Here is a 25,580-nt window from a genome sequence, read left to right as displayed (position 1 = left end):
TGCGCACGCTCGAGGCGTGCAAGGGCTCGACCTCGAAGGCGGCGACGATCCTCGGGATCAGCCCGCGCAAGATCCAGTACAAGCTGCACGAGTACAGCGCGGCGAACGCGCGCGGCCGGGCGCGCGCTGGCGACGGCGCGGCCGGCGAGCAGCCGGAAGGGGAGGAGGGCGCATGAGCAGCGGGGCGGAGCCTCTCGTCGAGCCGCTCGAAGAGCGCGCGGCGCCAGTCCGCTCCGGCGAGGCGGATGGCGAGCTGCTGATCGACGTGCGTGGCCTTCGGAAGACGTTCCGGGTGGGCTTCCTGCGCCGCAAGGCGGTCGAGGCGGTCAAGGGGGTGAGCTTCGGCGTGCGCCGCGGCGAGATCTTCGGCTTCCTCGGCCCGAACGGGGCCGGCAAGACGACGACGATCAAGATGCTGACGGGCCTCATCTCCCCGACCGGCGGCGAGGCGTACCTGTTCGGCGCGCGCGTCCCGTCGCCCGAGGCGCGCCGCAAGATCGGATTTTTGCCAGAAAATCCGTATGTTTACCCCTACCTGACCCCGCGCGAGTTCGTCGAGCTTTGCGGCCGCCTGTCCGGGATGCGCGGCGCCGCGTTGCGCAGGCGGACGATGGAGGTGCTCGATCAGGTGAAGATCGCGTACGCGGCGGATCGTCAGGTGCGCCGGCTGTCGAAGGGGATGCTGCAGCGCACCGGGCTTGCCGCCGCGCTCGTCGCCGATCCGGAGATGCTGATCCTGGACGAGCCGATGAGCGGCCTCGACCCGGTGGGTCGCAAGGAGGTGCGCGATCTCATCTTTGCGGAGCGCGACCAGGGGCGGACGATCTTCTTCTCGACGCACATCCTGAGCGACGTCGAGGCGATGTGCGATCGCGTGACGATCCTGCGCGAGGGCCAGGCGGTGGTGAGCGGCGCGATCCGACAGCTCCTGCGGGGCGACGTGCTGCGCACCGACGTCATGCTGGCCGCCGCGAGCCCGGACCTGCTCGCGGAGCTCGGCGCGATGGGCTTCGCGACCTCGCTCCGCGGCGACGTCGCGGTGGTCGACGTGGAGGGCGAGGCGCGCGTGCGCGAGGTGCTCCAGAGGGCCCTCGCGGCGGGCGCGCAGGTGGTCGAGGTGACGCCGCGCCGCGAGACGCTCGAGGACCTCTTCATGCGCCGGGCGTTGTGATCAACCCCCTGGCCGACGCCCGCCGCGCGGTCCTCGCTACGCCGTGGCCCCCGCCACGTCCTGCTTGGCCGCCTCGATGATCTCGAGCGCGTACGCCTCGATGGTCGTCGCGTCCTCCCCCTCGACCATGACGCGCAGCTTCGGCTCGGTGCCGCTCCAGCGCACGAGGATGCGCCCCTTGTCCCCGAGCGTCTTCTCGATGCGATCCACGGTGAGCCGCGTCCGCTGCATGCTGTCGAGCGGCATGCGCGTCGTGAACGTCGCGTTCTCCAGCACCTGAGGCACCCGTTGCATCGCCTTCGAGGCGAGCTCGCTCAGCGGCTTGTCCTCCTCCGCCATGATCGCCAGCACCTGCAGCGCCGCCACGATGCCGTCCCCGGTGGTCGCGTGGTCCAGGAAGATGAGGTGCCCCGACTGCTCCCCGCCGAACGAGTACCCCCCGTTCCGCATCGCCTCCACGACGTAGCGGTCCCCGACCGCCGTCCGTACGACGTGACCGTTGTGCGCCTTGAGCGCGCGCTCGAGGCCGAGGTTCGACATCACCGTGGTCACGATGGTGTTCCGCGGCAGCTTGCCCGTCCGCAGCATCCGCAGCGCGCAGAGCGCCATGATCGCGTCGCCGTCCACGACCTGGCCGCGCTCGTCGACCATGATCACCCGGTCCGCGTCGCCGTCGAGCGCGATGCCGATGGCCGCCCCGCGCTTCAGCACCTCGGCCTTCACGTGCTCCGGGTGCAGCGCGCCCGTCTCGCGGTTGATGTTGCGGCCGTTCGGCTTCACGCCGAGCGCGGTCACGTGCGCGCCGAGCTCGGTGAACACCGCGGGCGCAACGCGGTAGGCCGCCCCGTGCGCCGCGTCGACGACGATCTTCACGCCGTCGAGCGACAGCGCGGTGGGGAACGTGCTCTTGCAGAACACGACGTACCGCCCCCGCGCGTCGTCGAGCTTCACCGCGCTGCCGATCGCCGCCCCCACCACGCGGGCCTCGTCGAGCTCGTGGCTCTCCATGAGCCGCTCGATCTCCTCCTCCTCCGCGTCGGGCAGCTTGTAGCCGTCGGGCCCGAAGATCTTGATCCCGTTGTCCTGGTACGGGTTGTGGCTCGCGCTGATCACGACCCCGGCGTCGGCCCGCATGCTCTGCGTGAGCTGCGCGACGGCGGGCGTCGGGATCGGCCCGCTCAGCATCACGCGCCCGCCCATGGCGCACACGCCGGACGCGATCGCGGTCTCGAGCATGTAGCCGGACAGCCGCGTGTCCTTCCCGATCACCACCCGCACCTGCCGGGACTTCCCGTGGCTCGCGACGAACGCGATCGCGCGGCCGAGCCGCAGCGCCATCTCCGGCGTCATCGGCGGCTGGTTCGCCACGCCGCGCACCCCGTCGGTGCCGAAGAGCTTGCGGCCTGCGGACTGCTTCTGCGGTTCGCCCGTCGCCGACGGAGCGCTCTCCCTATGATCCTTCTTGGTGTGCTTCGGCACGGTCCCTCTCTGTGGTTTTGCGCTGAGGAGACCACCCTTAGCAACCTTTGCCAAGACAGCCTACGGGCAATCGCCGGCGCGGGACGCGGGACCGCGGCGCGCGCTCGTCGCGCCTCGGTCCCGCGCCTCACCGCGCGTCATCGCGCCTCACCGCGCTGCTTCCGGCGGCGCCTCGTTGTTGCGCCGCGCCGCCTCGTTGCTCAGGTGCAGCAGCACCGACCTCTGCGCCGGCGTGCGCAGGTCCCTCCCCCGCGTCGTGCCCTCGACGCCGCGCGGCGCCGGCAGGAGCGCGTTGACGAGCCCCATGAGCCGCACCGTCGCCTGGGGCGCCAACCCGTGCGCCCAGCTCAGGACGTGCGCCGACAGGCCGAGCTTCACCTCGGGCCGCCCCTCGCGCGCCGCCGCCACCACCCGCCGCGCCGCGCGCCGCGCGTCGATCGTCGCGACCGGGATCGACGAGGCCAGGCCGAACCACCCGAACTCGCGCTGCTGGTTGCCTCCGAACTCGGCGTTGTAGATCGACCCGGTGCGCATCGGCCCGGGGATCACCGTCGTGACGCGCGGGCCGTCCGCGCTCCCGTGGGAGAGCTCGGCCTGGAGGCTCTCCGAGAAGCCCATCATCGCGAACTTCGACGCGTTGTACCCGACCAGGTGCGGCACGGCGACGCGCCCCCCGATCGACACGACGTTCACGATGCGCGCCGCGCGCCCCTGCTTCTCGAGGTGCGGCAGCGCGCTCAACGTCGTGTACACAGCGCTCCAGTAGTTCGAGCGCATCGCCTCCTCGATCTCCTCCACGCCGGTGTCCTGCATCGGCGCGACCTGGATCACGCCGGCGTTGTTGACGAGCACGTCGATCCGGCCGAACGCGCGCGCCGTGCCGTCGATGAACGCCTCGGCCGCGGCCCGGTCGCCGAGGTCGCAGGCCATCGCGTACACCTCGATGCCGAGCGCCCGCAGCCGCTGCTCGGCCCGGTCGAGCGCCCCGGCGTCGCGCCCGGTGATCGCCACGCGCGCGCCGTGCCGGCCGAACTCCTCGGCCAGGAGCAGCCCGAGGCCGCGAGACCCGCCCGTGACGACGACGACCCGCCCGCGCAGGTCGAGCCGCCGCAGGGCGCGGAACGCCGTCCGCGCGAGCGCGGCCGCCCCGAGGGCTGCCGCTGGGAAGAGCACCGGTGATCGCCGCTTCTTGGTGAATGCCATGGCGCCGGAGCCGGCATCGCCCGTGCCAGCCCGCGCGCGCCGGCGGTGAGCGATGCGCCTGCACACGCGCGCTCCCGCGGCGCTCGCCCGCGGCGCTCGCGTGCGCGCCGACGCCGCGCCCGCACGCCGGTCAGCGCTCGCGCGCCGGTCAGCGCTCGCGCCCGCTCAGAGCGTCACGACCGGATCCGGCGCGATGCCGAGCAGCGCCGACCGTACCTCGCCGACCAGGTAGATCGAGCCGGCCACGACGACGAGCCCGCCCGGCGCGGCGCCCTCGATCGCCCGCGCCACCGCCGCGCCAGGGTCGCCGATCGGCTCGCCCGGCGCGACCTGGCGCAGCGCCTCGAGCGGGGCGGCCGCGCGGCCCTGCGGCGTCACGTAGAACCGACGCTGCGCGCGCGGGGCGAGCATCTGTAGCATTTCGCCCCACCCCTTGTCGGCCATCGCCCCGAACACGAGCGCTGTGCGCGCGGGCCCCGGGCCCTGCTCGTCGAGCCATGCCGCGAGCGCCTGCGCGCCGTGCGGGTTGTGCGCACAGTCGAGCAGGACCTGAGCGCCGCCCGCGTCGATCGGCTCCAGCCGGCCGGGCCAGCGCGCCGCGGCGAGCCCCGCCGGCAGCGCCCGATCGATCTCGGGCCACCGGCCGGCGAGCTGCCATGCCACGCCGCACGCCACGCCCGCGTTCTCCGCCTGGTGCGCCCCCGGCAGGCCGAGCTCCACCTCGACGGCGCGGCCCCCCGGCCCGGCGACGCGCGTCGCGCGCGCTCCACGCCCCGCGCGCCCCACCGCGATGTCGCCCGCGCCCTCGCCCGCCCGCGCCACGCGCAGGCGCGGCCCCGCGTGGGCCGCCTGCGCGACGGCCTCGATGGCGGCGTCCGCCTCGGGGTCGAGCGGGCCGAGCACCGCGGGCGCGCCGGGCTTGAGGATGCCGGCCTTCTCCCGGGCGATGTCGGCCAGCGTCGGGCCGAGCAGCGCCTGGTGATCGAACGCGATCGACGTGATCGCCGTGCAGAGCGGCGCAGCGATCACGTTGGTCGCGTCGAGCCGCCCGCCGAGCCCCACCTCGAGGATCGCGAGATCGACCCCCGCGTCGCGGAACGCCACGAACGCGGCCACCGTCAGCGCCTCGAAGAACGTGAGCGGCGAGGGGACCCGCTCGAGCGCGGCGGCGAGCGCGGCCTCGAACGCCGCGTCGCCGATCGGCTCGCCGCCGACGCGGATGCGCTCCGCGAAGCGCGACAGGTGCGGCGACGTGTAGAGGCCGGTGCGGAGCCCGGCCGCGCGCGCGATGGACTCGACCATCGCGCACACGCTCCCCTTGCCGTTGGTGCCGGCGACATGGATCGCGGGGAGGACGGCGTGCGGGTCGCCGAGCGCCGCGAGCGCCGCGCGCACCCGGTCGAGCCCGAGCTCCATGCCCCGCGGCGCCCGCTGCCCCAGCGCCTCGAGCAGCGCCGGCAGCCGCGGCGCCGCGGCGCTCATCGCCGCGCCCGGCGACCGCCCGCGAGGTGCTGGAGCAGCGTCCCGAGGTACGCCTTCATCTCGAGGCGCGGCACGATCGCGTCGACCATCCCGTGATCGAGCAGGAACTCGGCCCGCTGGAAGCCCTCCGGCAGCGTCTGCCGGATCGTGTTCTCGATGACCCGGGGGCCGGCGAAGCCGATCAGCGCCTTGGGCTCGGCGATGTTCACGTCGCCGAGGAAGGCGAAGCTCGCCGCGACGCCGCCCGTCGTCGGGTGGAGCAGCACCGAGATGAACGGCAGCCGCGTCTTGCGGTAGCGCTCGAGCGCGGCCACGGTCTTCGCCATCTGCATCAGCGACAGGATGCCCTCCTGCATGCGCGCGCCGCCCGACGACTGGAGCAGCACCACCGGGAGCTCCTCCCGCGTCGAGCGCTCGAACAGCCGGGCGATCTTCTCGCCGACGACGGAGCCCATGCTCCCGCCCATGAAGGCGAAGACGAACGCGCCGTAGCCGATGTCGCGACCGCCGAGCCGGGCCCGGCCGATCTCGATCGCCTCCTTCGTGCGGCCCTTCTTGTGGAGCGCCGCGACGCGGTCGCGGTAGCTCTTGCCGTCGCTGAACCCGAGCGGATCGTTGGGGACGAGGTGATCGTCCCACTGGGCGAGCTCGCCGTCGTCGAGCAGGAGCCGCCGCCACCCCTCGGCGTCGAGCTTGTGGTGGTGGCCGCACTGCGAGCACACCTCGAAGGTCCGGGCGAGCTCGGAGGCGTCGTGCGTGTGCGCGCAACCGTCGCAGCGACGGAACACGCCCGCTCCCAGCGAGCGCTTCTCGCTCGCGTCGGTCGTCGGCAGGGTCTTTTCGGGCCAGGTCATCGGCGCACCTTCAGGCGCTCCGGAGGTCCATCTCCCTCACGTCGGAGGGGACCCGGAGCGTTGGTTGTGTCTTCTCCTGCACCTCTCGGGCGCTCACGCCGGGCGCGAGCTCGCGCAGCAGGAGCCCCTCGGGCGTCACGTCGAGCACGGCGAGGTCGGTGATGATCCGGTGGACGACGCCCCGCCCGGTGAGCGGCAGCGCGCACTCGTTCAGGATCTTCGGCGCGCCGTTCTTCGCCGCGTGATCCATGATCACGACGACGCGCTTCGCGCTCACCACGAGGTCCATCGCCCCGCCCATCCCCTTCACCATCTTGCCGGGGATCATCCAGTTGGCAAGATCGCCCTTCTCGGAGACCTCCATCGCCCCGAGGATCGCGAGGTCGATGTGGCCGCCCCGGATCTGCGCGAACGACTCGGCGCTCGAGAAGATCGCCGACCCGGGGAGCATCGTCACGGTCTCCTTGCCGGCGTTGATGAGGTCCGGGTCCTCCGAGCCCTCGGCAGGATACGGGCCGATGCCGAGCAGCCCGTTCTCGCTCTGGAGCACCACCTCGATCCCGGCGGGGATGTAGTTGGCGACGAGCGTCGGCATCCCGATGCCGAGGTTGACGTAGTAGCCGTCCCTGAGCTCCAGCGCGGCGCGCTGCGCGATCTGTTCCCGCGTGAGTCCCATCGTGTCCCCTGTCCCTGCGCCGCGCGGCTAGGCCGCCGAGGCCTTCCGCACCGTGCGCCGCTCGATCCGCTTCTCGTAGCGCTCGCCCTGGAAGATCCGGTGCACGAAGATCCCGGGCGTGTGGATGTGGTCCGGGTCGAGCGAGCCGACCTCCACGAGCTCCTCGACCTCGGCGATCGTCACCTTCGCGGCCATCGCCATCATCGGGTTGAAGTTCATCGCGGTGTGACGGTAGACGAGGTTGCCGAACCGGTCGCCCCGCCAGGCCTTCACGATCGCGTAGTCGCCGCGGATGGCCGGCTCGAGCACGTAGTCGCGGCCGTCGAACCGCCGGATCTCCTTCTTCTCGGAGTACTTCTTCACCGTGCCGTCGGCGTTGTAGAGCACCGGCAGGCCGCCCTCGCTGATGGCCGTGCCCGCGCCCGTCGGGGTGTAGAACGCCGGGATCCCGGCGCCGCCGGCGCGGATGCGCTCGGCCAGCGTGCCCTGCGGCGTGAGCTCGACCTCGAGCTCCCCGCTGAGGTACTGCCGCTCGAACTCCTTGTTCTCGCCGACGTACGACGAGATCATCTTCCGGATCTGGCGGTTCTGCAGGAGGAGCCCGAGCCCGAAGCTGTCGACGCCGCAGTTGTTGGACACGACCACGAGATCCTTCGTGCCGAGCTCCCGGAGCGCCGCGATGCAGTTCTCCGGGATGCCGCAGAGGCCGAAGCCGCCGGCGAGGACCGTGGCGCCGCTCGGGATGTCCCTCACCGCATCCAGCGCGCTCTTGTAGACCTTGTCCATGGCCGCACGAGAGGTACCCCAACTGGCCGCGAGGCAAAAGCCTCCGCTGCCGCCGCGGCACGCCGTCACGCCGGCGCCGCAGCGCGGCACAGGGGCCGGGCGGCGCCTGCCATGCGCGCTGCGCCGCGGCGCCCCGCGGTGATCCGCGCCGGCCGCGGCGCAGCGCGGCGCGGCGCGACGCGGCGTGCGAGGATCGCCCGCCCGCGCGCCTGAGGACCGAGGCGCTCGTACGTCCACGGTCGCCTCCGGCGCGGGGCGCGACAGGGGCCGCCGGCTTCTTGGCCCTGCCCGCCGAAACCCCGTAACGGACCGGTGTGCCTCGACCGCTCCCCCTGCTGCTCACGATGCTGGCGCTCTCGTTGCCCGGCTTCCGGTCAGCCGACGCCGCGCCGGAAGCGCCGGCGCGATCCGCCGCGAGATCGGCCGCGGAAGCGCCGGCGCGCGGGGCGTCGCCGCGCGCCGCGGGCGCCGGTGCGCGCGGCGTTGGCGCCGGCGCGCGCGGCGTTACAGCGCGCACGCCGCGCGCGCACGTCGCGAAGGAAACGGTCAAGGGCCACCGGCCGCGCGCTGGCGGCGCAGGCGCGCGAACGGCCGAGCCCGCAAAGACAAAGGCCGCGCCCCGCAAGCCCGCCGCGTCGGTCGGCCATCCCAACGAGGGGCGGCTCGAGGGGGGCGTGCGGCTCGACACGTCGCGCAAGGACATCCGCGTCGTGCCCGCCTACGCCCACGCCGACGTCCAGTGGGGGTTGCCGTCGCTCGTCGGGATGATCGAGCGCGCGGCGCGCGGCGTGGCCAGGCGATACCCGGGCGCCGTCCTCGAGGTCGGCGACCTGTCGCGCCGGCACGGCGGCGAGGTCCACCGGCACGGCTCCCACGAGAGCGGCCGCGACGTCGACCTCGGCTTCTACGCGCTCGACGCGCGCGGCAAGCAGGTGCACGCGCCGTTCTTCCTGCGGTTCAACGCGCGGCTCGCGTCGACGAACGTCCCGGGGGCGCGCTTCGACGTGCCGCGCAACTGGCTGCTCGTGCAGCACCTGCTCACCGATCCGCGCGCCCGCGTGAGCCACATCTTCATCTCCGATCCGCTGCGGCACGCGCTGATCTCCCACGCCAAGCGCATCGGCGTCTCCCGCGCGCTGATCGTCCGCGCGCAGCTCGCCATGATGCAGCCGACCGGCGCCGAGCCGCACGACGACCACATGCACGTGCGCATCTCGTGCCCCGGCGCGATGCGCGGCACCTGCATCGAGCTCGCGAAGAACGCGCCCTCGCAGCGCACGCGGACGGCGAAGGCGACAAAGGCGCTCCGGACCCCGGCCGCGCGCACCCCGGCCGCGCGCGGCGGCAAGGCGCCCGCTGCGTCTGTGGCGACCTCGGCGCGGCCCCGCGAGACCGAGGCCGGCCGGCGCGAGCCAGCGAGGCGAGCGCGCCGCGAGGAGACGCGCCGCGAGGAGACGCGCCGCGACGGCTCGCGCCGCGACGGCTCGCGCCGGGAGGAGCCGCACCCCGGGAAGGAGGCGCGCCGCGCCTCGCCGCGCGCGGGCGACCGAGATGCGCTCCCCGTCGCCGCCGCGCGCGCGGCGGCGCAGCAGCCCATGGGCGGCCTCGATCTTTCGTTCCTTCGCCCACCGGCGCCCTCCGCGTCCCAGGAGGAGCTCGAGGCAGACTCCGACGGCGCCGACGCGGGCGGCGTCGTCGACGAGAGCGGAGCGCTCAAGATCACAGACTGAGACCCGCGTCGCGCTCCGCACCCACGCGGGGGCACATACCCCATAACGCGTTGCGTCGAAGGTGGCTCCGCATTCTGGAACCGGGCGTTCTCCCATCTAGACCCGGCGAGAAATGCACGTGCAGACTGGGATGGTCGAGCGGGGGTGCTCATGCGTCAAGCGGACTCCCACACCACGATTCCCACGCTTCCATCCGCGCCCTCGCTCATCGCGAGGGGCCATGATCGCCGCGCGTTGCTCGCGGCGCTCACGTTCGTCGATCGTCCGCCCCAGAGCGCGGCGGCGCTCGCGGCGTGGTTCGAGAAGCACCTCGTGGCGCCCGGGTGGATGCCGCGCCCGGCCCACGTCACCGAGGGCTTCTCCGAGCAGGTGACGCTCGCCCCGCCCGCCGCCGCGGATCCGGAGGAGCCCGAGCTGCGGGAGCTCGTCGGCGCGGCGCGGTTCCGTGTGCTCGCCTCGCTCCGCGCCTTCATGCCCCCCGCCGCGGACGATCGCTTCCTCACCGCGGCCATCCGCGCGGGGCGCGTGCGCCCGGCCGGAGACACGGCGCTCTGGGAGCCGTGCCCGCGCGCGGAGGACCTGCTCAGCGACATCGTCCTCAGCCTCTTCGCCGCCGACATCCTGAGCTACCGCGAGTTTCACGACGCATACCTCTGCGTCTGCAAGACGTGCCTCCGCATCGACTTCGATCCGAGCACGTCCGGCCGCACCGGCTGCCCCGAGCACCAGCCGACCGCCACGGTCAGCGTGATGCGCCGCAGCCGTCCGCCGCTCTGAGGCGCTGGCGCGCACCGAGGCGCTGGCGCGCACCGAGGCGCGGGCGCGGCCCCGCGCTCAGAGGCAGCCGAGGCGGCACCTGGACGCCTCCTCCAGGCACGTCGACAGGCAGCCCTGGTAGCGCTCGTACTGGCTGCTCTGCGTGGGCTCGCGCCCGCACCGCGTCGTCCTGCACGCCTTGTGGCGCCGCTCGCACGCGCCAACACACCCGGCGTTGCCGGCGGCGACGGGGTTGCCGGCCGCCGCGGGCGCGCGGCGCTCCGCACCCGCGGCCGCGGGCGGCGGGCTCGGGGGCTCCGCGGTCGGCAGGTCGCCCTGCGCCGCCGGCGCCCGCTGCGCCGGCAGCGCGGGCGCCGGGCCGCAGCGCGCGAAGGCGCGGCGCATCACGTCCTCCGCCGCGCCCGGCGGGATCTCGCACGCCCGCGCCACGCTCTCGATGCGGCGCTCGAGCGCGGCGACCGCGCGCGCCGTGAGCCCGTCCGGCCGGATCGCCGGCGGCGCGGCGCTCGCAGGCGCGGCGGCCGCGCGGGCGTCCACCCCGCGCGCGGCCTCCTCGCCCGGCCCGCTCGAGGCCCTGCCGATCAGGAAGGCGACGACAAGGCTGGCCACCACGAGCCCCAGGGCCGCGAGCAGCAGCCGGGAGTCGACGCGGCGCGACCCGCGTGCCGGCGCGGCGCCCGGCGACCCGGCCGGCCGGGGCGCCGGCGCGGCGCCCGGCGCGCGCGCCCTCGCGAGCTCGGCGCCGGGGACGACCGGCGTGCGCGTCGTCGGCGGGATCGGCGGCGGCGCCAGCGTCGGAGGGAACTGCGCGGCCGGCGCGGGGGCCGCCGCCGGCGAGAGGTCCGGCAGCGGCGCCGGCCGCGGGATGTCGGTGTGCGCCTGTCCGACCGACGACGCGGGCGGCACCGTGCGTAGGTCAGGCCACTCCACGAGCGGCCTCACGGCGCGGAGGTGCTCGACGAGCGACCAGAGCTCGCGGCGCTGCTCGAAGCGGCGGACGAGCTCGTGCGCAGCGCCCTTGATCCCCTGCTCCCAGGGGATGTCCGGCACGCCGAGCTCCTGCGCGAAGCGCCGCAGCTCGGCCAGGCTGAAGCATGCCGCGATGCGCCCGCGGATCTCCGCGGCGTCGCGCGCCGCGCTTGCCGCGTTGCGCGGCGCCCCCGTGACGTCGTCCTCCACGCCCTGCAGTTTACCGCACGCGCCACGGAAGCCGAACCTGGTATAGGCTCCGAAGAACATCGCGCCCCGCGCTGCGGCAGCCGGGGAACGTGGAGGCCAAAGGGGAGATGAGCCGAGAGGACAGTGCAACTGGCGCGGCGCCGCCCGCGCGCGCACCGCTGATCGGGCGCGAGGCCGAGCTGACGGCGCTGGCCCGCGCCCTCGAGGCCGTCGAGAGGGGGCGCTCCACCCGCACCGTGACGCTCGTCGGCCCCCCCGGCATCGGCAAGAGCAGGCTCGTGCGCGAGTTCCTCGAGCGGCAGCGCGCGGGCGGCTCCGCGCTGCGCGTCACCTCGGGCAGCGCCGGCGACATCGCGTCCGCGTACGGCATCTTCACGCGGCTCTTGCGCGCGCGCTTCGGCCTCTCGGACGGCATGGACAAGGACGCGGCCCGCGCCGAGATCCGCGCCCAGGTCGCCCACGTGATGGGCGACCGCAAGGTCGGCGACCTCATCTACTTCCTCGGCCAGTTCATCGGGCTCGCGTTCGGCGACAGCCCGCTCACCCGCGCGGTGCAGGACGACCCGGCGCAGGCCGACCTCCTCCGCCGCGCCATCCTGAAGGCGTTCCTCGAGGCGGACGCCGCCCACGGCCCGCTGTGCCTCGTCTTCGAGGACCTCCACGCGGCCCACGACGACTCGCTCTCGCTCCTCCGCTACCTCGTCGAGTACCTCACGGGCCCGGTGCTGATCGTCTGCGTCTCCCGGCCGGACCTGCTCACCCGCCAGGACGACTGGGGCAAGGTCGGCGAGCGGCGCCACGCGCTCGTCGAGCTCGCGCCGCTCGGCGAGGCCGAGTCGGCCGAGATGGCGAGGGCGCTGCTCGCGCCCTGCATGCCGCGCGGGAGCGAGGACGTCGTCGTGATCGACGCCCTCGGCGCGCAGTCGCAGCCCCGGCCGGGCGCGCCGCCCGAGCTCGTCGAGGCGGCGTGCTCCTTCGCGAACGGCAACCCGGCGCTGCTCGAGCAGATGGTCCAGATCTGCCACGACCAGGGCGTCATCGAGGAGCTCACGCCCGACTCCGCGGGCGGGCCGCGCTGGCGCGTGCACCTCGGGAAGCTGTCGACCGCGCGCCTGCCGATGACGGTCGATGACGCCGTCAACGTCCGCCTCGCCGCGCTCGATCAGGACAGCCGGCTGCTGCTCGAGCAGGCCGCGACGATCGGCCCGGTGTTCTGGAGCGGCGCGCTGTTCGTGCTCGGCCGGGCGGGCAGCCAGGCCCCCGAGCTGTGGGGCGAGGAGGAGAGCGACAGGGATCTCGACCGCATCCACGCCGCGCTCCGCTCGCTGTGCGACCGCGGCTACCTGCGCAAGCAGAGCGAGTCGAGCTTCGCGGGCTCGGACGAGTACGTGTTCGTGCACGACAAGGAGCGCGAGGCGCTCCAGCGGCGCATGAGCGCCGCGGCCCAGCGGCGGTACCACCACGCGATCGCCGAGTGGCTGGAGCAGCAGGTGGCGGTGCGCGTCAGCGAGGAGTATCTGGCGCAGCTCGCGATGCACCGCGAGCGCATCGGCGACGCGGTGCGGGCGGGGCTCTCGCTGCTCGACGCCGGGGACGTGGCGCGCGGGCGCTACTCGAACGCGAAGGCCGCGGAGTACTACGCCCGCGGGCTGTCGCTGCTCGGCGACGCGCACGTCGCGCGGCGCATCGACGCGCTCCACGACTACGGCGACGTCCTGCAGCTCGCCGGGCGGATCGACGACGCGCTCGCCGCCTTCCGCGAGATGTTGACGCTCGCCTACCGGCTCGACAACCGGCGCAAGGGCGGCGCCGCGCACAACCGCATCGGGCGGCTCTACCGCGACAGCGGCTCGCTCGACGAGGCGGGCAAGCACCTCACGACCGCGCTGCGCCTGTTCGAGGGCGCGCGGGACGAGCGGGGGATCGCGTCGACCATCGACGACATCGGCAAGCTGCACTGGCTCCGCGGCGAGTACCAGGAGGCGCTGAAGTGGCTGCGGGACGCGCTCGCCCGCCGCGAGCGGATGGGCGATCGCCGCTCGATCGCGCTCTCGCTGAACAACCTCGGCCAGGCCCTGCAGGACTCGGGCGAGTTCAGGCAGGCGCTCGAGACGTTCGAGCGGGCGCTCGCGATCCGGCGCGAGATATCGGACCTGCTCGGCGTCGTGATGAGCCTGAACAGCCTCGGCATGATCGCGCAGGACCAGCGCGACCACCGCCGCGCGCTCAAGCTGTTCGAGGAGGCGCTCGAGGTGGCGCGGCAGGTCGGCGATCGCAACCGGACGGCGCTGATCCTGACGAACATCGGCGGGACGCTCTACCGGAGCGGCGATCCGGACCAGGCGGTGCGCGTGCTGCAGCAGGCCGAGGAGCTCTGCGACGAGCTCGGCGACCGGCTGGGGCTCGCCGAGGCGCGGCGGGCGCTCGGCAAGGCGTACATGCTGCGGGGCGACCTGGAGAAGGCGCGCGACTCGATCAGCCGGGCGGTGGATCTGTTCGCCTCGGTGCGGAGCAAGGTGCACCTCGGGATCGCGCTGCGGACGCTCGGGGAGATCACGGCGGCGGGCGGCTGGGGCAGCGCGAACACGAAGAGCGCGCGCGCCTATTTCGCGCGCTCGGTGAGCATCTTCGAGGAGACGGGGAACGAGCTCGAGCTCGCGCGCACCTTCCAGGCCTACGCGCGGTTCCTGACGACCGACCGGAGCTTCGTCGCGAACATGGCGGCGCGGCGCGAGGCGGTGACGATGAACGATCGGGCCGAGGCGATCTTCGCGCGGCTCAAGGTCACGGCGGCGCGCCTCGAGGACGAGCCGACGCTGCCGACGGGCCCGCCGGGGCTCGCGGCGAAGCCGCCGGTCGGGTCGAGCGCCGGGCGCGCGTCCTCCACGTCGGAGGAGCCGTCGCTCCCGGGGCCAGGCGCGGCGTCGACGTCGAGCTAGCGCCGCCCGGCCGGGGGGGCCGAGCGGGGGGGATCCGGGGGGCGATCGGGCCGCGGCGCGCGGGCCGGCGTGCTCTGGCGCGGGCGGCCGCCCGTGATACGGATGCCGGGTGAAAGCCCAGCAGGACAAGCGCGCCGCCGATTCGGTCACGACGATGACCGAGTACGTCCTCCCGACGCACGCGAACGCGCTCGGCTCGATCTTCGGGGGCCAGGTGCTCGCCTGGATCGACCTGTGCGCCGCCATCTGCGCGCAGCGGCACACCGGCAGCACGGTGATCACCGCCGGCATCGACGACCTCTCGTTCGACCGCGGGATCAAGGTAGGCCAGGTCGTCCGCCTGTCCGCGCGGGTGACGGCGACATTCCGCACGTCGCTCGAGATCCTCGTGACGGTCGAGGGGGAGGACGCCGCGACGGGCGACGTCTGGCCCACGGTCACGGCCTTCGTGACCTTCGTGGCGGTCGACGCGTCGCTGAAGCCGACGGCGGTGCCGCCGCTCCGGCTCGAGACGGACGAGGATCGTCGCCTCGCCGAGGCGGCGGCCGAGCGGCGCGCCCGCCGGCTCTCCCGGCGCAGCGGCGGCCGCGGCGGCGCGTGACCTCCGGCGCTCCCGGCGCGGCGGCGCGTATCCGCCGGCGCTCCCGGCGCGGCGGCGCGTATCCGCCGGCGCTCCCGGCGCGGCGGCGCGTATCCGCCGGCGCTCCCGGCGCGGCGGCGCGTATCCGCCGGCGCTATTGCTTGACGGTGATGCGGTCCGGATTGCCGAGGAACTCGAAGTGCATCGTGTCCTCGAGGTCGTCGTGCCCGAGCCAGTCGAAGCCGTAGCGCTCGAACGCCTTGATCCAGCAGCGGGTGAGCGCGGAGCGCTCGTAGGCCGAGCGGTTCTTCTCCTGGCACAGCGGGCTCGTGGGCCACGGATCGACGCAGCCGCAGCACGGGTTGCGATCGGGGTCGATGTCCACGGCGATGCCGAAGAGGTGGTTCGAGATCTCCGCGCCGCGGTAGCTGTTCGCCGTCCGGAACCCGCCGACCGCGCGCGGCGTGTAGCGGTGCGACTTGCTGGAGCACGTCTTGCGGATCCGCTTCTCGACGCAGTGGAGCGCGGGGGCGATCTTCTCGTGGATGGAGAGCGGCAGGCCCATGAACTGCACGGTCGTGGCCTGCGAGCGGGCGCTCTCCGCGTTGTAGCGCCGCGTCTCGTCGGTCTCGACGTGGCCGTAATGCTCGACGAGGTAGCGGACCGCCTTGGCGTGCTTCTTCGGGTTGAGCATGCCCTTCTGCACGAAGGTGCGCCGCTTCAGGAACTTCTGCGGAGACTGCAGGCGGCACGCGACCTGCGTCGTCTTCTTGTTCTTGGCCCGGGCGGCCTCCTTGGCCTCGGCCACGGGCCCGTCGCCGAGCCCCACAGGGCCGGCCGCGAGCAGGGCGATCGCTGCTGCCACGAGCAGGTGCACCCGTGTCCGGCCGTTCGCGTTCACGCGCCGAGGTTAAGCAGGCCGCGCGAAGGGCGGCAAGGACTTGCCGGTACATGTCCGTCAGGAAGGCACCGTCAGGAGGCGGGGCGTTCCCAGCCGGTGGATGGCGCGCTGCGTCGCCGGACGCGGCAGCGCGCTGGCGAGCTCAGCGCCGGGACGCGCTGCCGGCGCCGGATCTCCGCGCGCGGAGCGGCCTTGTCGCGCGGCGCGCCGCGGCCGGTCTCATGAGGGGATGCTCCACGGCGAGCAGATCTCCACGAGCACGCCGTTCAGATCGCGCACGTAGGAGATGCGCTGGCCCCACGGCACGTCGTGGGGCTGCGCGACGGGCGTCGCCCCGGCGTCGACAGCGCGCTTGAACGCCGCGTCGACGTCCTTGCTGGCGACGCAGAGCTCGAACCCGCCGGGGCGCGCGCCGGCCCGGTTCTGCGCGAACTCGGGGAGGCTCTTCCGGGCGAAGTCCTCGTGGACGAACCCGAGGGGCACCTCGCCCTGCATCTGGCAGTACTGGTTGTCGGGGGAGACGAATGTTCGCTCGAAGCCGAACGCGCGCTCGTAGAACGCCGCCGCCGCCACCGGGTCGGGTACATAGACGAACACACCGCCGAATTCTGCGCTCATGAGGTCCTCCTTGCGGGCCGCTGGCCCGCACGTACGGGGCATCATGGGACCGCCCTCCTGACAGCGTGCTGTCAGGAGATGAGCGCATGGTCCGGGGCGAGGACGGCGCGCGATACTCCCGCCCATGAACTCACTCTCGACGTTCCGCTCCATGGCCGAGAACAACGCCTGGTCGAACCACAGGCTCCACCGCGCGTGCGCCGAGCTCACCTTCGACGAGCTCACGGCGGAGCGGACCAGCTTCTTCCCCTCCATCCACAGGACGCTGACGCATATCCTCCACGTCGACTGGTACTACCTCGACGCGCTCGAGCGCGGCGGACGCGGCCTCGGCATCTTCAAGGACGCCGCGCCGTTCACCGAGTTCGCCGCGCTGCGACAGGCGCAGCGCGAGGCCGACCGCCGCCTCGTCGCGTTCTGCGAGCAGCTCTCCAGCGACGCAGCGCTCGACGCCGAGGTGCAAATTCAGCGCGCGAGTTACGTGCAGGTCGATCGGGTGGGGAGCGTGCTGCTTCACCTTTTCGTGCACCAGATCCACCACCGTGGGCAGGCGCACGCGATGCTCGCCGGCACGCGCGTGAAGCCGCCGCAGCTCGACGAGTTCTTCATGGCGGCGGAGCTGCCGCTGCGCGAGGCAGAGCTCCGCGAGCTCAGTCTTCCGGTGCGATGACGCGGCGTGCCTCCGGCGGGCGTGCGTGCGGTTCTGTGCCCGCGCACACGCGCGCGCACGGCCGGAACGGAGGTGCGGATCGCCCTCGACATCGGCGCCGGTTGCAGCGCTGAAGCGGCGTTGCATCCATGCAAGGGAATTCTGCCGAGAACCCCCGTGGTTTGCGCGGTACGCGTCTCAGGGTGAGACGGCATGGCCATTGCAGCGTGGGGGACGTTCCCTCCGCTGCGGTGGTTGCCGCAAGCGGCCCTGAGTCGAGACTATTTCCGCGGCGAGCTCCCCATGAAAGAGGTCCGAAGCGACCAGCGCCGGCACGCGAACGAGACACCGATCCCCAGGAGCGGTGTCGTGCGCACGGCGCCCCGCAGCATCATGCCGTCGAGCGCGCCGGCCAGCGAGGGTACGCTCGTCGGGCCGAACGGCGCGTCGTTCGAGGTACGTCCGTCCGATCCGCTCCTCGGCAACATCGACATCGACGCCGTGGTGGCGGGGGTCCCCGACTACTACGCGATGAAGGGGATGTTCTTCAACGCGCTGGCGGCGACGCTCGGGGAGCGGTTCGTGCAGGTGGTGCCGACGCTGTCGAGCCCGCCCCGCGGTGGGCTCTACCTGCCGTTCTCGGACTATCCGATGCGCGACTTCCTGCGACTCTATGACGCGGCGGCGCGGCTCTCCCACCCGAACCGGAGCTCGCGCGAGGCGTACCGTCGGCTCGCGCGGCAGCAGGTGACGGCCTTCCGGGAGAGCGCGCTCGGCCGGATCACGATGCACCTCGCGACCGATCCGGGGGCGGCGCTGATGCGCTACACGGGCAGCCTCGGCGCCCTCGTGAAGGGGCCGTTGGCGCGGGCGCGGCAGCTCGGACCGTCGGAGGTGCAGATCGACCTCGGCAGCTTCCGCGGTGTGCTGGAGTACCCGCTGGGGAACTTCGAGGCGCTCGTCATGGGCTACGGGGCCAAGCCGACCATCTCGGTGGAGCTGCGAGGGCCCGATGCGCTGCAGTTCGTCGTGAGCTGGTAGCGCCCGCGTGGCGCCCGCGCCGGCGAGAGGGTCGGCGCGGCGGGGGCGGGTGGGCGCTCGCCATCCGCCAAGACGGGCGGCCGAAACGCTCGCGCATGGGAACACCGCCCGGCATGTCTCCCTTCGGGCCATGCCACCTGGGACGTTTCGTCGCGCGCCACACAAGGCGCGCCTGAGACGTGGAGCCCCTCGAATCCTTGTGGCACCTCGGTCGGTGCTGGATCGCGCCCACCCGCCCCCGCCGCGCCGACCCTCCCGCCGGCGCTACGGTGGTTGGAAGGGAGGGGAGAGCCGGGGGCGGAGCGCTCGGTGAAGAAGCTGAGCGCTCGGTGACGCCGAGCCCCTGCCCGTACAGCTCGGTCCAGCGCCGCAGGCGACCCACCTCGCCCGAGAGCCCGAGCCGCTCGACTGCCGCCTTCACGTCCTTGCGATAGGGCGCCTTGATCATCGCGCCCATTGCTGCGCGTGGTGAACCCATGTGTCCGCCGATCGCGCGAAGGCCACGTCGGCCCCATCTCACGCGCTCAGCTTTCGGCCGCTCGGACATCGACAAGCCCAGTCGTGAGATCCATTGTCCGCTGCCCTGGCTCGAACAATCTCCTCCGACAACATCGTTGATGCCGCTCCCTCGGCTCGCAGCTCCCGTCATGCCAGGTGCAACATTCCTCTGGCGCTCCAGCGCGCGGCGATCTCGCCGGCGTCCTCCCGGCCGGTCTTGCGCTCGGTCCCTGCCTTTGCGAGGGTCGTTGCCGGGCCGACGGGCCCGTCCCGAGGATGACGCCATGACCACCAGCGAGATCGCGCTCTTCGTCTACGACAACCTCATGAAGGGCGAGGACCAGCACGAATGGCTCGCGTCGGCCCGCCCGCTGGGGGAGGCGACAACGACACCCCGGTACGCGCTCGTCGACCTCGGCACGAGCGGCGCCCTCGTAGAAGGCGGGCTCGTCGCCGTGACCGGGGAGCTCTACGCCCTCTCGCCCGCCGCCCTCGCCGCGCTCGACGTCCATCGGGGACACCCGATCTTGCACCGGCGATCAGCCATCCGCCTCGCCGATGGGCGGGAAGCCCAGGCCTACCTCCTCTCGATGGAGCAGGCCGCTGGGTGCCGGCGCGTCCGCGAGGGCGACTGGCGGAAGCGCCGCGGCGCGCCCGGCGCCGTGCGCTCCCGGGACAACAGCCCGCTCGTGAGCTGGGCGAAGCGCCGCTTCGATCCCCCCCGCTGACCGCACGGCCCGCGCGTTTCTGCGCGACCGCCGCGCCCGACGCATTGTCCCGTCCGGACCGCAACGACCGGTCATCCGCTCGAGCGGCGCCTCCCTGCCCAGGTGCTAGGCCATGATGTGAGGCACGCGTGACGAGATCCTCGGGACATGACCGGCTCCCGGGCGCTACCGGAGAGCCGGGATCGGCCGCTCCGCTCGCGGAAGCGATGGCGGAGGCGTCCGCCGCCCTCTCCGACAAGCTCGACCCGCAGGAGCTCCACCGCACCGCCGTCGAGCTGGCCGCCCGGCTCTAGGAGGCGCGGTCCGCGCTCGCCGAGGCGGAGGGCCGCCTCGCCGCCGAGCGGCAGTGGCTGCGCAGCGTCATCGAGGGCTTCCCCGTCGCCATCGCGATCTTCGACGAGCGCGGCGGCCGCTCGCTCCTCGCCAGCCGCCGCTGCGAGCAGCTCTGCGGCGGCGCGCACCCGCTCAGGGCACCCGAGCTGCCCGAAGGCACGCCGTACGCTCGCCTGTGCGAGCCAGGAGGACGCCCGCTTCTGCACAACGAGATGCCCCTCGTCCGCGCGGTGCGCGGCCAGGCGACGACCTGCGAGGAGCTGTGGTTCCACAGGCCCGACGGGAGCTTCGTCCCCGTCATCGTGAGCGCCGGCCCCATCCGCGACGACCACGGCGCGATCCTCGGCGCCATCGCCAGCTACGAGGACGTCACTCACTACACGGAGCGCGCGCGGCTCCGCGAGGAGTGGACCTCCATCGTCGCGCACGACCTGAAGCAGCCGCTCTCCGCGATCGCCGCCTACGCGGGCATGCTGTCGCGAAGGCCCGAGGCCGCCGACATAGCGGGGTGGAGCCAGAAGATCCTCGCCAGCACCCGACGCCTCGAGCGGATGATCGAGGACCTGCTCGACGCCTCGAAGATCGAGGCGCGGCGCTTCTCGATCGAGCGGCGGCCGACCGATCTCGGCGCCCACCTCCGCGCCGCCGTCGAGCTCGCGGCCGCCGAGCGGCCCGAGCGCGCCGTCGTGTTCGCCGTGGACGAGGGCGTGCCGCCCGTCCTCGTGGACCCGGCGCGCATCGACCAGGTGATCGGCAACCTCCTCCTCAACGCCGCAAAGTACGGCGATCCCATCGCGCCGATCCGCGTGACGCTCTCGCGCCGCGGCGCCGAGGTGGAGATCGTGATCGAGAACCGTGGCCGCGGCATCCCCCCGGACGAGCTGCCCCGGCTGTTCCAGCGGTTTCAGCGGCTCTCGTCAGGCGAGTCCAGCAAGGCCCCGCCCGGCAGCGGCCTCGGGCTCTACATCTGCAAGGGGATCGTCGAGGCGCACGGCGGCCGGATCTGGGCGCGGAGCACGCCGGACGAGACGACGTCGTTCCACTTCACGCTCCCGCTCGCGGGCGGCTGATCCAGGGCCGTGCCCGCGCCCGTCACGCCGGCCGCAGGGCCGTGCCCGCGGCCGTCACGCCGACCGCAGGGCCCCCGCCGCGTCGGTCCGCCGCTCTCGCGGCGCCGCTCAGCCGTTCTTGATGCGCGCCACGATGGCGTCGGTGAGCGTCTTCGTGTCCGCCTTGCCGCCGAGATCGCGCGTGCGCACCCCGTCGCCGTTCAGCGCCCCGTCGATGCCGGCGCGCAGGCGCCTCGCGAGCTCCTGCTCGCCAACGTGGTCGAGCATCATCGCGGCGGCCAGCATGAGCGCGATCGGGTTCGCCACGCCCTTGCCGGCGATGTCCGGCGCCGAGCCGTGCACCGCCTCGAAGATCGCGGCGTTCTGCCCGATGTTGGCCCCCGGCGCCATGCCGAGGCCGCCGACGAGGCCCGCGATCTCGTCCGACAGGATGTCGCCGAAGAGGTTCGTCGTCACGATGACGTCGAACTGCCACGGGTTCAGCACGAGCTGCATCGCGCACGCGTCCACGATGCGCTCGTCGGTCGCCACGCGGCCCTCGAACGACCGGCCCACCTCGCGCGACGTCTCGAGGAAGATGCCGGTGAGCGCCTTCATGATGTTCGCCTTGTGGACGATGGTGACCTTCTTGCGGCCGTTCTTCTCGGCGTAGTTGTAGGCGAACTCGGCGATGCGGCGCGAGCCGACCCGGGTGTTCACGCCCGAGCCGATCGCCACCGCGTGCTCGTCGCTCCCGATCGGGATGTAATGCTCGAAGCCGACGTACAGGCCCTCGAGGTTCTCCCGCACGAGCACGATGTCGATGTTCTCGTAGCGACCCCCGGGGATCAGCGTGCGCGCGGGCCGCACGTTCGCGAAGAGCTGGAACTCCTGCCGCAGGCGCACGTTCGAGGACCGGTATCCGCCGCCGATCGGCGTCTCCAGCGGCCCCTTGAGCGCGAGCTGCGTGCGGTGGATGCTGTCGAGCGTGGCCCGGGGCAGCGGGTCGCCGAAGTCCTTCACGCCGGCCATGCCGGCCACGCACGTCTCCCACTCGAAAGGCGAGCCGAGCGCGTCGAGGGCGCGCAACGTCGCCTCCACGATCTCGGGGCCGATGCCGTCACCAGGGATGAGGGTCGCTGTGTGCTTCTGTGATGTCACGGGCTGTGTCTCTTGGGCTCGGGGTCAATCGCGTCCACCAGGAAAGTCGCACGCATAGCCGAGGTCCGTGCCGCGATCTACCTCCCGGGACGGTAGATCTCGCCCTCGACGGAACGCTGTTCATCCTGCGTGCTCCACATGTTTCAATTGTTTCACGCGATCCGCGTTGGTCCGTATTGGCCCGCATCGCTCGGCGCCTGCAGCATCGCCCGGCGCTCGCCGCGTCGCTCCGCGGTGGTCCGTCGTGTTTCACGTGATGGTCCGCGTTGTTTCAGGTCGATCCACGTACGGTTGCCCACCGGGGCGCATGTCCCTTGAGGATCCCCGCCCCCGCCGCCATCATGTCGCGCGCCCATGATCTGCCCGCGCTGCCACCGCGGTTACGCCGACCGTTCGTACGCGTTCTGCCCCGACGACGGCGCCCGCCTTGTCCAGTCGCTGTCGGCCGCGCCGCCCGCGCAGCCGACGCGGCAGTTCGGCGCCGTCCTCGAGGATCGCTACGTGATCCAGGGCTTCATCGGCGCGGGCGGGATGTCGCGCGTGTACCTGGCCTCGGACAGCCACACGAAGGAGCAGGTCGCGATCAAGATCCTGAACCGCAACTTCGCCGCCGACCGGACCCAGCGCGAGCGCTTCCTCCGCGAGCTCGAGGTGGCGGCCGAGCTCGGGCACCCGAACATCATCCGTGTCCTCGACGCGGGCGAGCGCAAGGACGGCTCGCCCTTCATCGTGCTCGAGCTGCTCACCGGCGAGTCGCTCGGGGTCCTGCTCCGCCGCGAGGTGGCCGTGAGCGAGGCCGTCGCGCTGCCGCTGATCCGGCAGGCGGCGTCGGCGCTCGCCGCCGCGCACGCGGCCGGGATCATCCACCGCGACGTGAAGCCGGACAACATGTTCCTCGTCCGCACCGCCGGCGGCCCGCGCGTGATCAAGATGATGGACTTCGGCTTCGCGAAGGTCCGATCGGGCCCGACGACCGCGGCCGGCCTCGTGCTGGGCACCGTCCCCTACATGGCCCCGGAGCAGGCCCTCGCCGACCCCGTCGACGGCCGCACCGACGTCTACGCCCTCGGCGTCACCATGTTCCGCATGCTCGCGGGCCAGCTCCCCTTCTCCTCGCCGGACGACGTGGTGGTCGTCGCCCAGCACGCGTGCGCCCCGGCCCCCCGGCTGAGCGCGATCCGCCCCGGCATCGACCGGCGCATCGAGGCGCTCGTCGCCACCGCGCTCCGCAAGCTGCCCGGGAACCGCTTCGACTCGATGCAATCGCTCCTGGAGGACGTCGAGCGCATCCTCGGCGTGCGCCCAGGCGAGCCGATCGGCGCGCCGCTCCGGAAGAGCCCGGACGTCTATGAGCCGGTGAACCCGGCCGCGCGCGAGGCGCTGAAATTCCTGCGCCGCCAGCTCCCCTGAGCGGACCGGTCGCCTCGCGCCGGAGCGCTCGGGTCAACGCGCGCCGAGATCCTCGATGCGGTAGCCGTCCGGGTACGTGCGCGTCTTCTTCGCTGTGAGCAGGCGCGGCGAGCGCCGGCGGGGCATCGCCCGCAGCACCGGGACGCGCGCGCGGATCGCCCCCTCGACGAGCCGGCGCAGCGCAGGGGAAGGCCGCGGCAGCCCGAGCGCGTCGAGCAGGCGATCGTCGAGGATCGCGTGGACGACCCGCGCCCCGAGGGGCCGAAGGGGCCTCGGCAGCACCCAGCTCAGCAGGAGGTCCCGCGTGGCGACGGCGAGCTTCCGGTTGTCCTCCGAGAACCGCATGTGCTCCGCCTCGAAATCGACGTTGAAGCGCTCGAACGCCTCGTAGCTCGGCGGGATGTCCCTGATGTTCATGAGCGCCCCGACGCGCGCCCAGTAATGGTACGTCGCGAGCTTCTCCTTCTCCGTCAGCGGGCGCCAGCCGAAGCGCTCGTTCCAGCGCACCGGCTCGAACACGAACGTCGACAGCGTGTACAGGTACTCGTCGTTCGGGATGGTGTGGCGCCTGTGCTGCTGGTTCATGCGCCGCAGCGCCGCCCGGCCGCGCTCGCTGTCGTATCCGTTCTCCAGCATCTCGGAGAGGATGAGGACGGTGTCGTCGTAGCGCTTCTGGGTGCGCTCCAGGAACTCCCCGGTCTGCACCAGGAGCCGTGAGCTCCGCGCGATGCCGAAGACGCGGATCAGCGCGAGCTCCAGGGCGCGCTGCGTGTCCCACGGGAAATCGTAGCACGTCGAGAGGAAGGTGATCTCCTGATGATCTTCGACCGGTTCGAGGTTCGCCTCGATGTGGTCGCGGATGGCGTGGCGCGATCGCGATCCGGGAGGAATCCAGCGCATGAAGATGTCCTGACGCGTATCCCCGCGAAGTCGACTCGGTATCTGTAGATATACGTCCGTGGTCCCGTCCCGGAAACGTCATTGACGTCGTCGCGCGCTCGTCGAACGCTGCTTATTGAAGCGAGGAGATGGGGGGAGGGCGCACGCGGCGCGCTCCGGCCGTGGCGCGGGCGAGGCGCCGCCGGGCCGGCAGGCCGGGGCGGCCCCGGGCCGGCGGCCGGGCGCTCGCGGACACACGACCGGGGCGCTCGAGAGACTCAGTCGTGCGGGCATCGGGGCGTGCGCGGCCTGGGCGCAGGTGCCACCCTAGCTCCGTGCGGCCTGTCATTGACGACATGATCCAGGAACTCCTCACACGCCACCGCTCTAGCGGCCGGGTGGACCTCAACGACATCGCCGAGGTCATCGACCGGCGGGCGGTCTCGTACGAGGAGGTGGAGTACATCATCGATCGGCTCGAGTCGGAGGGCCTCCGGGTCGCCGAGCCGCTGGACCCAGGTGACGTCGAGGTGCTCCGCGCCGTGCTCGCGAGCGCCAGGCGGCTCGCCGCCGAGCTCGGGCGCAGGCCCACCATCGGCGAGGTCGCGCTGGCCTGTGGCCACGCCCCGCACGCGGTGCGCCGGGCGCTGGAACAAGCGGGGCGCGCCAAGACTTGTTGAACTTGTCGAGACGACGGCTGCGGTCCGCGCCGGGCGCGTCGCGGCGCGTCTCGACACGGCGCGGCGCGGGGCGGGGCGGGGCGGGGCGGGCGCGGAGCGACGGCGCACGGGAGCGCACCAGAGCGAAACCAAGAAAACGAAAGGACACCCTCGTTTGCAGGACCGTAGCTCTACAGGGGTGTTACTATAGAGATGGAGGGGTGCTCTGTAGCCGTAGTCGATTGTTTCATCTACGCATCAGCGGAAGGAAGGCTGGCCCGATGAACATCACGATCACGTTCCGGCACATGGTGGGTACGGAGGCCGTCAAGCGGCACGTTCACGAGAAGGTGGCCAAGCTTCAGAAATTCCTTAGGCAGGCGATGACGGCGCAGGTGACCCTCTCCGTCGAGGGCCTCGATCACATCGCCGACGTTCGCATCTCGTCCGGCAGCCTGGCGTGCCAGGCGACGGAGCGGGGTGAGGACATGTACGCTTCGATCGACATGGTGCTGGACAAGCTCGAGCGGCAGATCCGCGATGGCAAGGGACACACCATCGCCCGTAAGCGCAACGGCACGAGCGCCGGCGAGTACGCCGCCGAGGTCGAGCGAGAGGCCGCGGCGCGCTCCAGGACGTGAGCCGCCTCGCCGGCCCCTGAGACCGCGGCGCGCTCACGGAGGTGAGCCGCGCCGCCGCCGCGGCCCGCCGCCATGGCCGCGTGATCTGCCGCGCCGGTCGCGGGCGCGGCAGCGGCGCGGGCCGCTCGTCATCGCGTGCGCCCCCGCGCGGCCTGCC

24 protein-coding genes and 1 pseudogene are annotated in these 25,580 nt (G+C 72.9%); 14 read left to right on the top strand and 11 right to left on the bottom strand.

Annotation, left to right across the window (positions count from 1 at the left end):
• Nucleotides 1–32: 32 nt before the first annotated feature.
• Nucleotides 33–176, top strand: a pseudogene (locus WMF24_RS30750) (hypothetical protein); the annotation flags it as partial.
• On the top strand, nucleotides 173–1,171 hold the full coding sequence (locus WMF24_RS30745) for an ATP-binding cassette domain-containing protein (RefSeq protein WP_437730979.1): 999 nt from the start codon (nucleotides 173–175) through the stop codon (nucleotides 1,169–1,171). The pseudogene WMF24_RS30750 and the gene WMF24_RS30745, both read left to right, overlap by 4 nt.
• Nucleotides 1,172–1,207: 36 nt before the next feature.
• Here the strand turns inward: WMF24_RS30745 and glmM are convergent, their stop codons facing one another.
• From glmM to WMF24_RS30715, 6 genes are all read right to left on the bottom strand, one after another.
• Nucleotides 1,208–2,650, bottom strand: a complete 1,443-nt coding sequence (gene glmM, locus WMF24_RS30740) for a phosphoglucosamine mutase (RefSeq protein ID WP_437730978.1) — start codon at nucleotides 2,648–2,650, stop codon at nucleotides 1,208–1,210.
• Between the two features lie 147 nt (nucleotides 2,651–2,797).
• Nucleotides 2,798–3,853, bottom strand: a complete 1,056-nt coding sequence (locus tag WMF24_RS30735; RefSeq protein ID WP_437730977.1) for an SDR family NAD(P)-dependent oxidoreductase — start codon at nucleotides 3,851–3,853, stop codon at nucleotides 2,798–2,800.
• A 165-nt stretch (nucleotides 3,854–4,018) separates the two neighbouring features.
• Nucleotides 4,019–5,335 carry a bifunctional folylpolyglutamate synthase/dihydrofolate synthase gene (locus WMF24_RS30730; protein ID WP_437730976.1) on the bottom strand — a complete coding sequence of 439 codons (1,317 nt, stop codon included), beginning with the start codon at nucleotides 5,333–5,335 and terminating at the stop codon, nucleotides 4,019–4,021.
• Complete coding sequence (gene accD, locus WMF24_RS30725) at nucleotides 5,332–6,189, bottom strand: acetyl-CoA carboxylase, carboxyltransferase subunit beta (RefSeq protein WP_437730975.1); 858 nt, start codon at nucleotides 6,187–6,189, stop codon at nucleotides 5,332–5,334. Before accD ends, WMF24_RS30730 begins: the two co-directional genes overlap by 4 nt.
• Before the next feature lie 10 nt (nucleotides 6,190–6,199).
• A complete protein-coding gene (locus WMF24_RS30720) occupies nucleotides 6,200–6,865 on the bottom strand; it encodes a CoA transferase subunit B (RefSeq protein WP_437730974.1) in 666 nt (221 codons plus the stop codon).
• Between the two features lie 27 nt (nucleotides 6,866–6,892).
• Nucleotides 6,893–7,651 (bottom strand): CoA transferase subunit A, encoded by a 759-nt coding sequence (locus WMF24_RS30715; RefSeq protein ID WP_437730973.1) that lies wholly within the window; start codon nucleotides 7,649–7,651, stop codon nucleotides 6,893–6,895.
• A 314-nt stretch (nucleotides 7,652–7,965) separates the two neighbouring features.
• Here WMF24_RS30715 and WMF24_RS30710 point away from each other — a divergent pair, with 314 nt between their 5' ends.
• Entirely contained in the window at nucleotides 7,966–9,381 is a 1,416-nt protein-coding gene (locus tag WMF24_RS30710) for a penicillin-insensitive murein endopeptidase (protein ID WP_437730972.1), read from the top strand.
• 234 nt (nucleotides 9,382–9,615) lie between these two features.
• On the top strand, nucleotides 9,616–10,158 hold the full coding sequence (locus tag WMF24_RS30705; protein ID WP_437730971.1) for a hypothetical protein: 543 nt from the start codon (nucleotides 9,616–9,618) through the stop codon (nucleotides 10,156–10,158).
• A gap of 57 nt (nucleotides 10,159–10,215) precedes the next feature.
• Here the strand turns inward: WMF24_RS30705 and WMF24_RS30700 are convergent, their stop codons facing one another.
• Nucleotides 10,216–11,397: a hypothetical protein gene (locus tag WMF24_RS30700; protein ID WP_437730970.1), complete on the bottom strand. Its 1,182-nt coding sequence runs from the start codon at nucleotides 11,395–11,397 to the stop codon at nucleotides 10,216–10,218.
• 47 nt (nucleotides 11,398–11,444) lie between these two features.
• Here WMF24_RS30700 and WMF24_RS30695 point away from each other — a divergent pair, with 47 nt between their 5' ends.
• Together WMF24_RS30695 and WMF24_RS30690 are read left to right on the top strand one after the other, a co-directional pair.
• Nucleotides 11,445–14,276, top strand: coding sequence for an ATP-binding protein (locus WMF24_RS30695; protein ID WP_437730969.1), 2,832 nt, complete (start codon nucleotides 11,445–11,447; stop codon nucleotides 14,274–14,276).
• A gap of 109 nt (nucleotides 14,277–14,385) precedes the next feature.
• Complete coding sequence (locus WMF24_RS30690; RefSeq protein ID WP_437730968.1) at nucleotides 14,386–14,877, top strand: acyl-CoA thioesterase; 492 nt, start codon at nucleotides 14,386–14,388, stop codon at nucleotides 14,875–14,877.
• Between the two features lie 133 nt (nucleotides 14,878–15,010).
• Here WMF24_RS30690 and WMF24_RS30685 read toward each other — a convergent pair whose 3' ends face one another.
• Together WMF24_RS30685 and WMF24_RS30680 are read right to left on the bottom strand one after the other, a co-directional pair.
• Nucleotides 15,011–15,757: a M15 family metallopeptidase gene (locus WMF24_RS30685; RefSeq protein ID WP_437730967.1), complete on the bottom strand. Its 747-nt coding sequence runs from the start codon at nucleotides 15,755–15,757 to the stop codon at nucleotides 15,011–15,013.
• A gap of 219 nt (nucleotides 15,758–15,976) precedes the next feature.
• Nucleotides 15,977–16,375 (bottom strand): VOC family protein, encoded by a 399-nt coding sequence (locus tag WMF24_RS30680; RefSeq protein WP_437730966.1) that lies wholly within the window; start codon nucleotides 16,373–16,375, stop codon nucleotides 15,977–15,979.
• A 124-nt stretch (nucleotides 16,376–16,499) separates the two neighbouring features.
• Between WMF24_RS30680 and WMF24_RS30675 the strand changes: the two genes are divergently transcribed.
• The 5 genes from WMF24_RS30675 to WMF24_RS30655 all read left to right on the top strand — a co-directional run bounded on the left by WMF24_RS30675 (nucleotide 16,500) and on the right by WMF24_RS30655 (nucleotide 20,694).
• Nucleotides 16,500–17,045, top strand: a complete 546-nt coding sequence (locus tag WMF24_RS30675; RefSeq protein ID WP_437730965.1) for a DinB family protein — start codon at nucleotides 16,500–16,502, stop codon at nucleotides 17,043–17,045.
• Nucleotides 17,046–17,393: 348 nt separating this feature from the next.
• On the top strand, nucleotides 17,394–18,065 hold the full coding sequence (locus tag WMF24_RS30670) for a DUF2378 family protein (RefSeq protein ID WP_437730964.1): 672 nt from the start codon (nucleotides 17,394–17,396) through the stop codon (nucleotides 18,063–18,065).
• 782 nt (nucleotides 18,066–18,847) lie between these two features.
• A complete protein-coding gene (locus WMF24_RS30665) occupies nucleotides 18,848–19,291 on the top strand; it encodes a gamma-glutamylcyclotransferase family protein (protein WP_437730963.1) in 444 nt (147 codons plus the stop codon).
• A gap of 128 nt (nucleotides 19,292–19,419) precedes the next feature.
• Nucleotides 19,420–19,584: a hypothetical protein gene (locus WMF24_RS30660; RefSeq protein ID WP_437730962.1), complete on the top strand. Its 165-nt coding sequence runs from the start codon at nucleotides 19,420–19,422 to the stop codon at nucleotides 19,582–19,584.
• Nucleotides 19,585–19,641: 57 nt separating this feature from the next.
• Entirely contained in the window at nucleotides 19,642–20,694 is a 1,053-nt protein-coding gene (locus WMF24_RS30655; RefSeq protein ID WP_437738877.1) for an ATP-binding protein, read from the top strand.
• Nucleotides 20,695–20,802: 108 nt separating this feature from the next.
• On the opposite strand, the gene WMF24_RS30650 is transcribed toward WMF24_RS30655, so the two are convergent.
• Nucleotides 20,803–21,834: an isocitrate/isopropylmalate dehydrogenase family protein gene (locus tag WMF24_RS30650; RefSeq protein ID WP_437730961.1), complete on the bottom strand. Its 1,032-nt coding sequence runs from the start codon at nucleotides 21,832–21,834 to the stop codon at nucleotides 20,803–20,805.
• Nucleotides 21,835–22,188: 354 nt separating this feature from the next.
• Between WMF24_RS30650 and WMF24_RS30645 the strand changes: the two genes are divergently transcribed.
• On the top strand, nucleotides 22,189–23,244 hold the full coding sequence (locus WMF24_RS30645) for a serine/threonine-protein kinase (protein ID WP_437730960.1): 1,056 nt from the start codon (nucleotides 22,189–22,191) through the stop codon (nucleotides 23,242–23,244).
• A 33-nt stretch (nucleotides 23,245–23,277) separates the two neighbouring features.
• On the opposite strand, the gene WMF24_RS30640 is transcribed toward WMF24_RS30645, so the two are convergent.
• Nucleotides 23,278–24,144 carry an oxygenase MpaB family protein gene (locus tag WMF24_RS30640; RefSeq protein ID WP_437730959.1) on the bottom strand — a complete coding sequence of 289 codons (867 nt, stop codon included), beginning with the start codon at nucleotides 24,142–24,144 and terminating at the stop codon, nucleotides 23,278–23,280.
• A gap of 335 nt (nucleotides 24,145–24,479) precedes the next feature.
• Here WMF24_RS30640 and WMF24_RS30635 point away from each other — a divergent pair, with 335 nt between their 5' ends.
• Together WMF24_RS30635 and hpf are read left to right on the top strand one after the other, a co-directional pair.
• Nucleotides 24,480–24,803: a sigma-70 domain-containing protein gene (locus WMF24_RS30635; RefSeq protein WP_437730958.1), complete on the top strand. Its 324-nt coding sequence runs from the start codon at nucleotides 24,480–24,482 to the stop codon at nucleotides 24,801–24,803.
• Between the two features lie 260 nt (nucleotides 24,804–25,063).
• Nucleotides 25,064–25,423 carry a ribosome hibernation-promoting factor, HPF/YfiA family gene (gene hpf, locus WMF24_RS30630; RefSeq protein WP_437730957.1) on the top strand — a complete coding sequence of 120 codons (360 nt, stop codon included), beginning with the start codon at nucleotides 25,064–25,066 and terminating at the stop codon, nucleotides 25,421–25,423.
• Nucleotides 25,424–25,580: the final 157 nt, after the last annotated feature.

Origin of the sequence: Sorangium sp. So ce1335, assembly GCF_051521615.1 — a bacterium.
Lineage (GTDB): Bacteria > Myxococcota_A > Polyangia > Polyangiales > Polyangiaceae > Sorangium.
This window is presented reverse-complemented; position numbering and strand designations above follow the sequence as displayed.

What these genes read in the sequence shown, in the direction of transcription:
- WMF24_RS30745 (WP_437730979.1), top strand. Translation starts at nt 173, where the DNA reads ATGAGCAGCGGGGCGGAGCCTCTCGTCGAGCCGCTCGAAGAGCGCGCG.
- WMF24_RS30735 (WP_437730977.1), bottom strand. Translation starts at nt 3,853, where the DNA reads ATGGCATTCACCAAGAAGCGGCGATCACCGGTGCTCTTCCCAGCGGCA.
- WMF24_RS30730 (WP_437730976.1), bottom strand. Translation starts at nt 5,335, where the DNA reads ATGAGCGCCGCGGCGCCGCGGCTGCCGGCGCTGCTCGAGGCGCTGGGG.
- accD (WP_437730975.1), bottom strand. Translation starts at nt 6,189, where the DNA reads ATGACCTGGCCCGAAAAGACCCTGCCGACGACCGACGCGAGCGAGAAG.
- WMF24_RS30720 (WP_437730974.1), bottom strand. Translation starts at nt 6,865, where the DNA reads ATGGGACTCACGCGGGAACAGATCGCGCAGCGCGCCGCGCTGGAGCTC.
- WMF24_RS30715 (WP_437730973.1), bottom strand. Translation starts at nt 7,651, where the DNA reads ATGGACAAGGTCTACAAGAGCGCGCTGGATGCGGTGAGGGACATCCCG.
- WMF24_RS30700 (WP_437730970.1), bottom strand. Translation starts at nt 11,397, where the DNA reads ATGTTCTTCGGAGCCTATACCAGGTTCGGCTTCCGTGGCGCGTGCGGT.
- WMF24_RS30695 (WP_437730969.1), top strand. Translation starts at nt 11,445, where the DNA reads ATGAGCCGAGAGGACAGTGCAACTGGCGCGGCGCCGCCCGCGCGCGCA.
- WMF24_RS30680 (WP_437730966.1), bottom strand. Translation starts at nt 16,375, where the DNA reads ATGAGCGCAGAATTCGGCGGTGTGTTCGTCTATGTACCCGACCCGGTG.
- WMF24_RS30675 (WP_437730965.1), top strand. Translation starts at nt 16,500, where the DNA reads ATGAACTCACTCTCGACGTTCCGCTCCATGGCCGAGAACAACGCCTGG.
- WMF24_RS30665 (WP_437730963.1), top strand. Translation starts at nt 18,848, where the DNA reads ATGACCACCAGCGAGATCGCGCTCTTCGTCTACGACAACCTCATGAAG.
- WMF24_RS30645 (WP_437730960.1), top strand. Translation starts at nt 22,189, where the DNA reads ATGATCTGCCCGCGCTGCCACCGCGGTTACGCCGACCGTTCGTACGCG.
- WMF24_RS30640 (WP_437730959.1), bottom strand. Translation starts at nt 24,144, where the DNA reads ATGCGCTGGATTCCTCCCGGATCGCGATCGCGCCACGCCATCCGCGAC.
- WMF24_RS30635 (WP_437730958.1), top strand. Translation starts at nt 24,480, where the DNA reads ATGATCCAGGAACTCCTCACACGCCACCGCTCTAGCGGCCGGGTGGAC.
- hpf (WP_437730957.1), top strand. Translation starts at nt 25,064, where the DNA reads ATGAACATCACGATCACGTTCCGGCACATGGTGGGTACGGAGGCCGTC.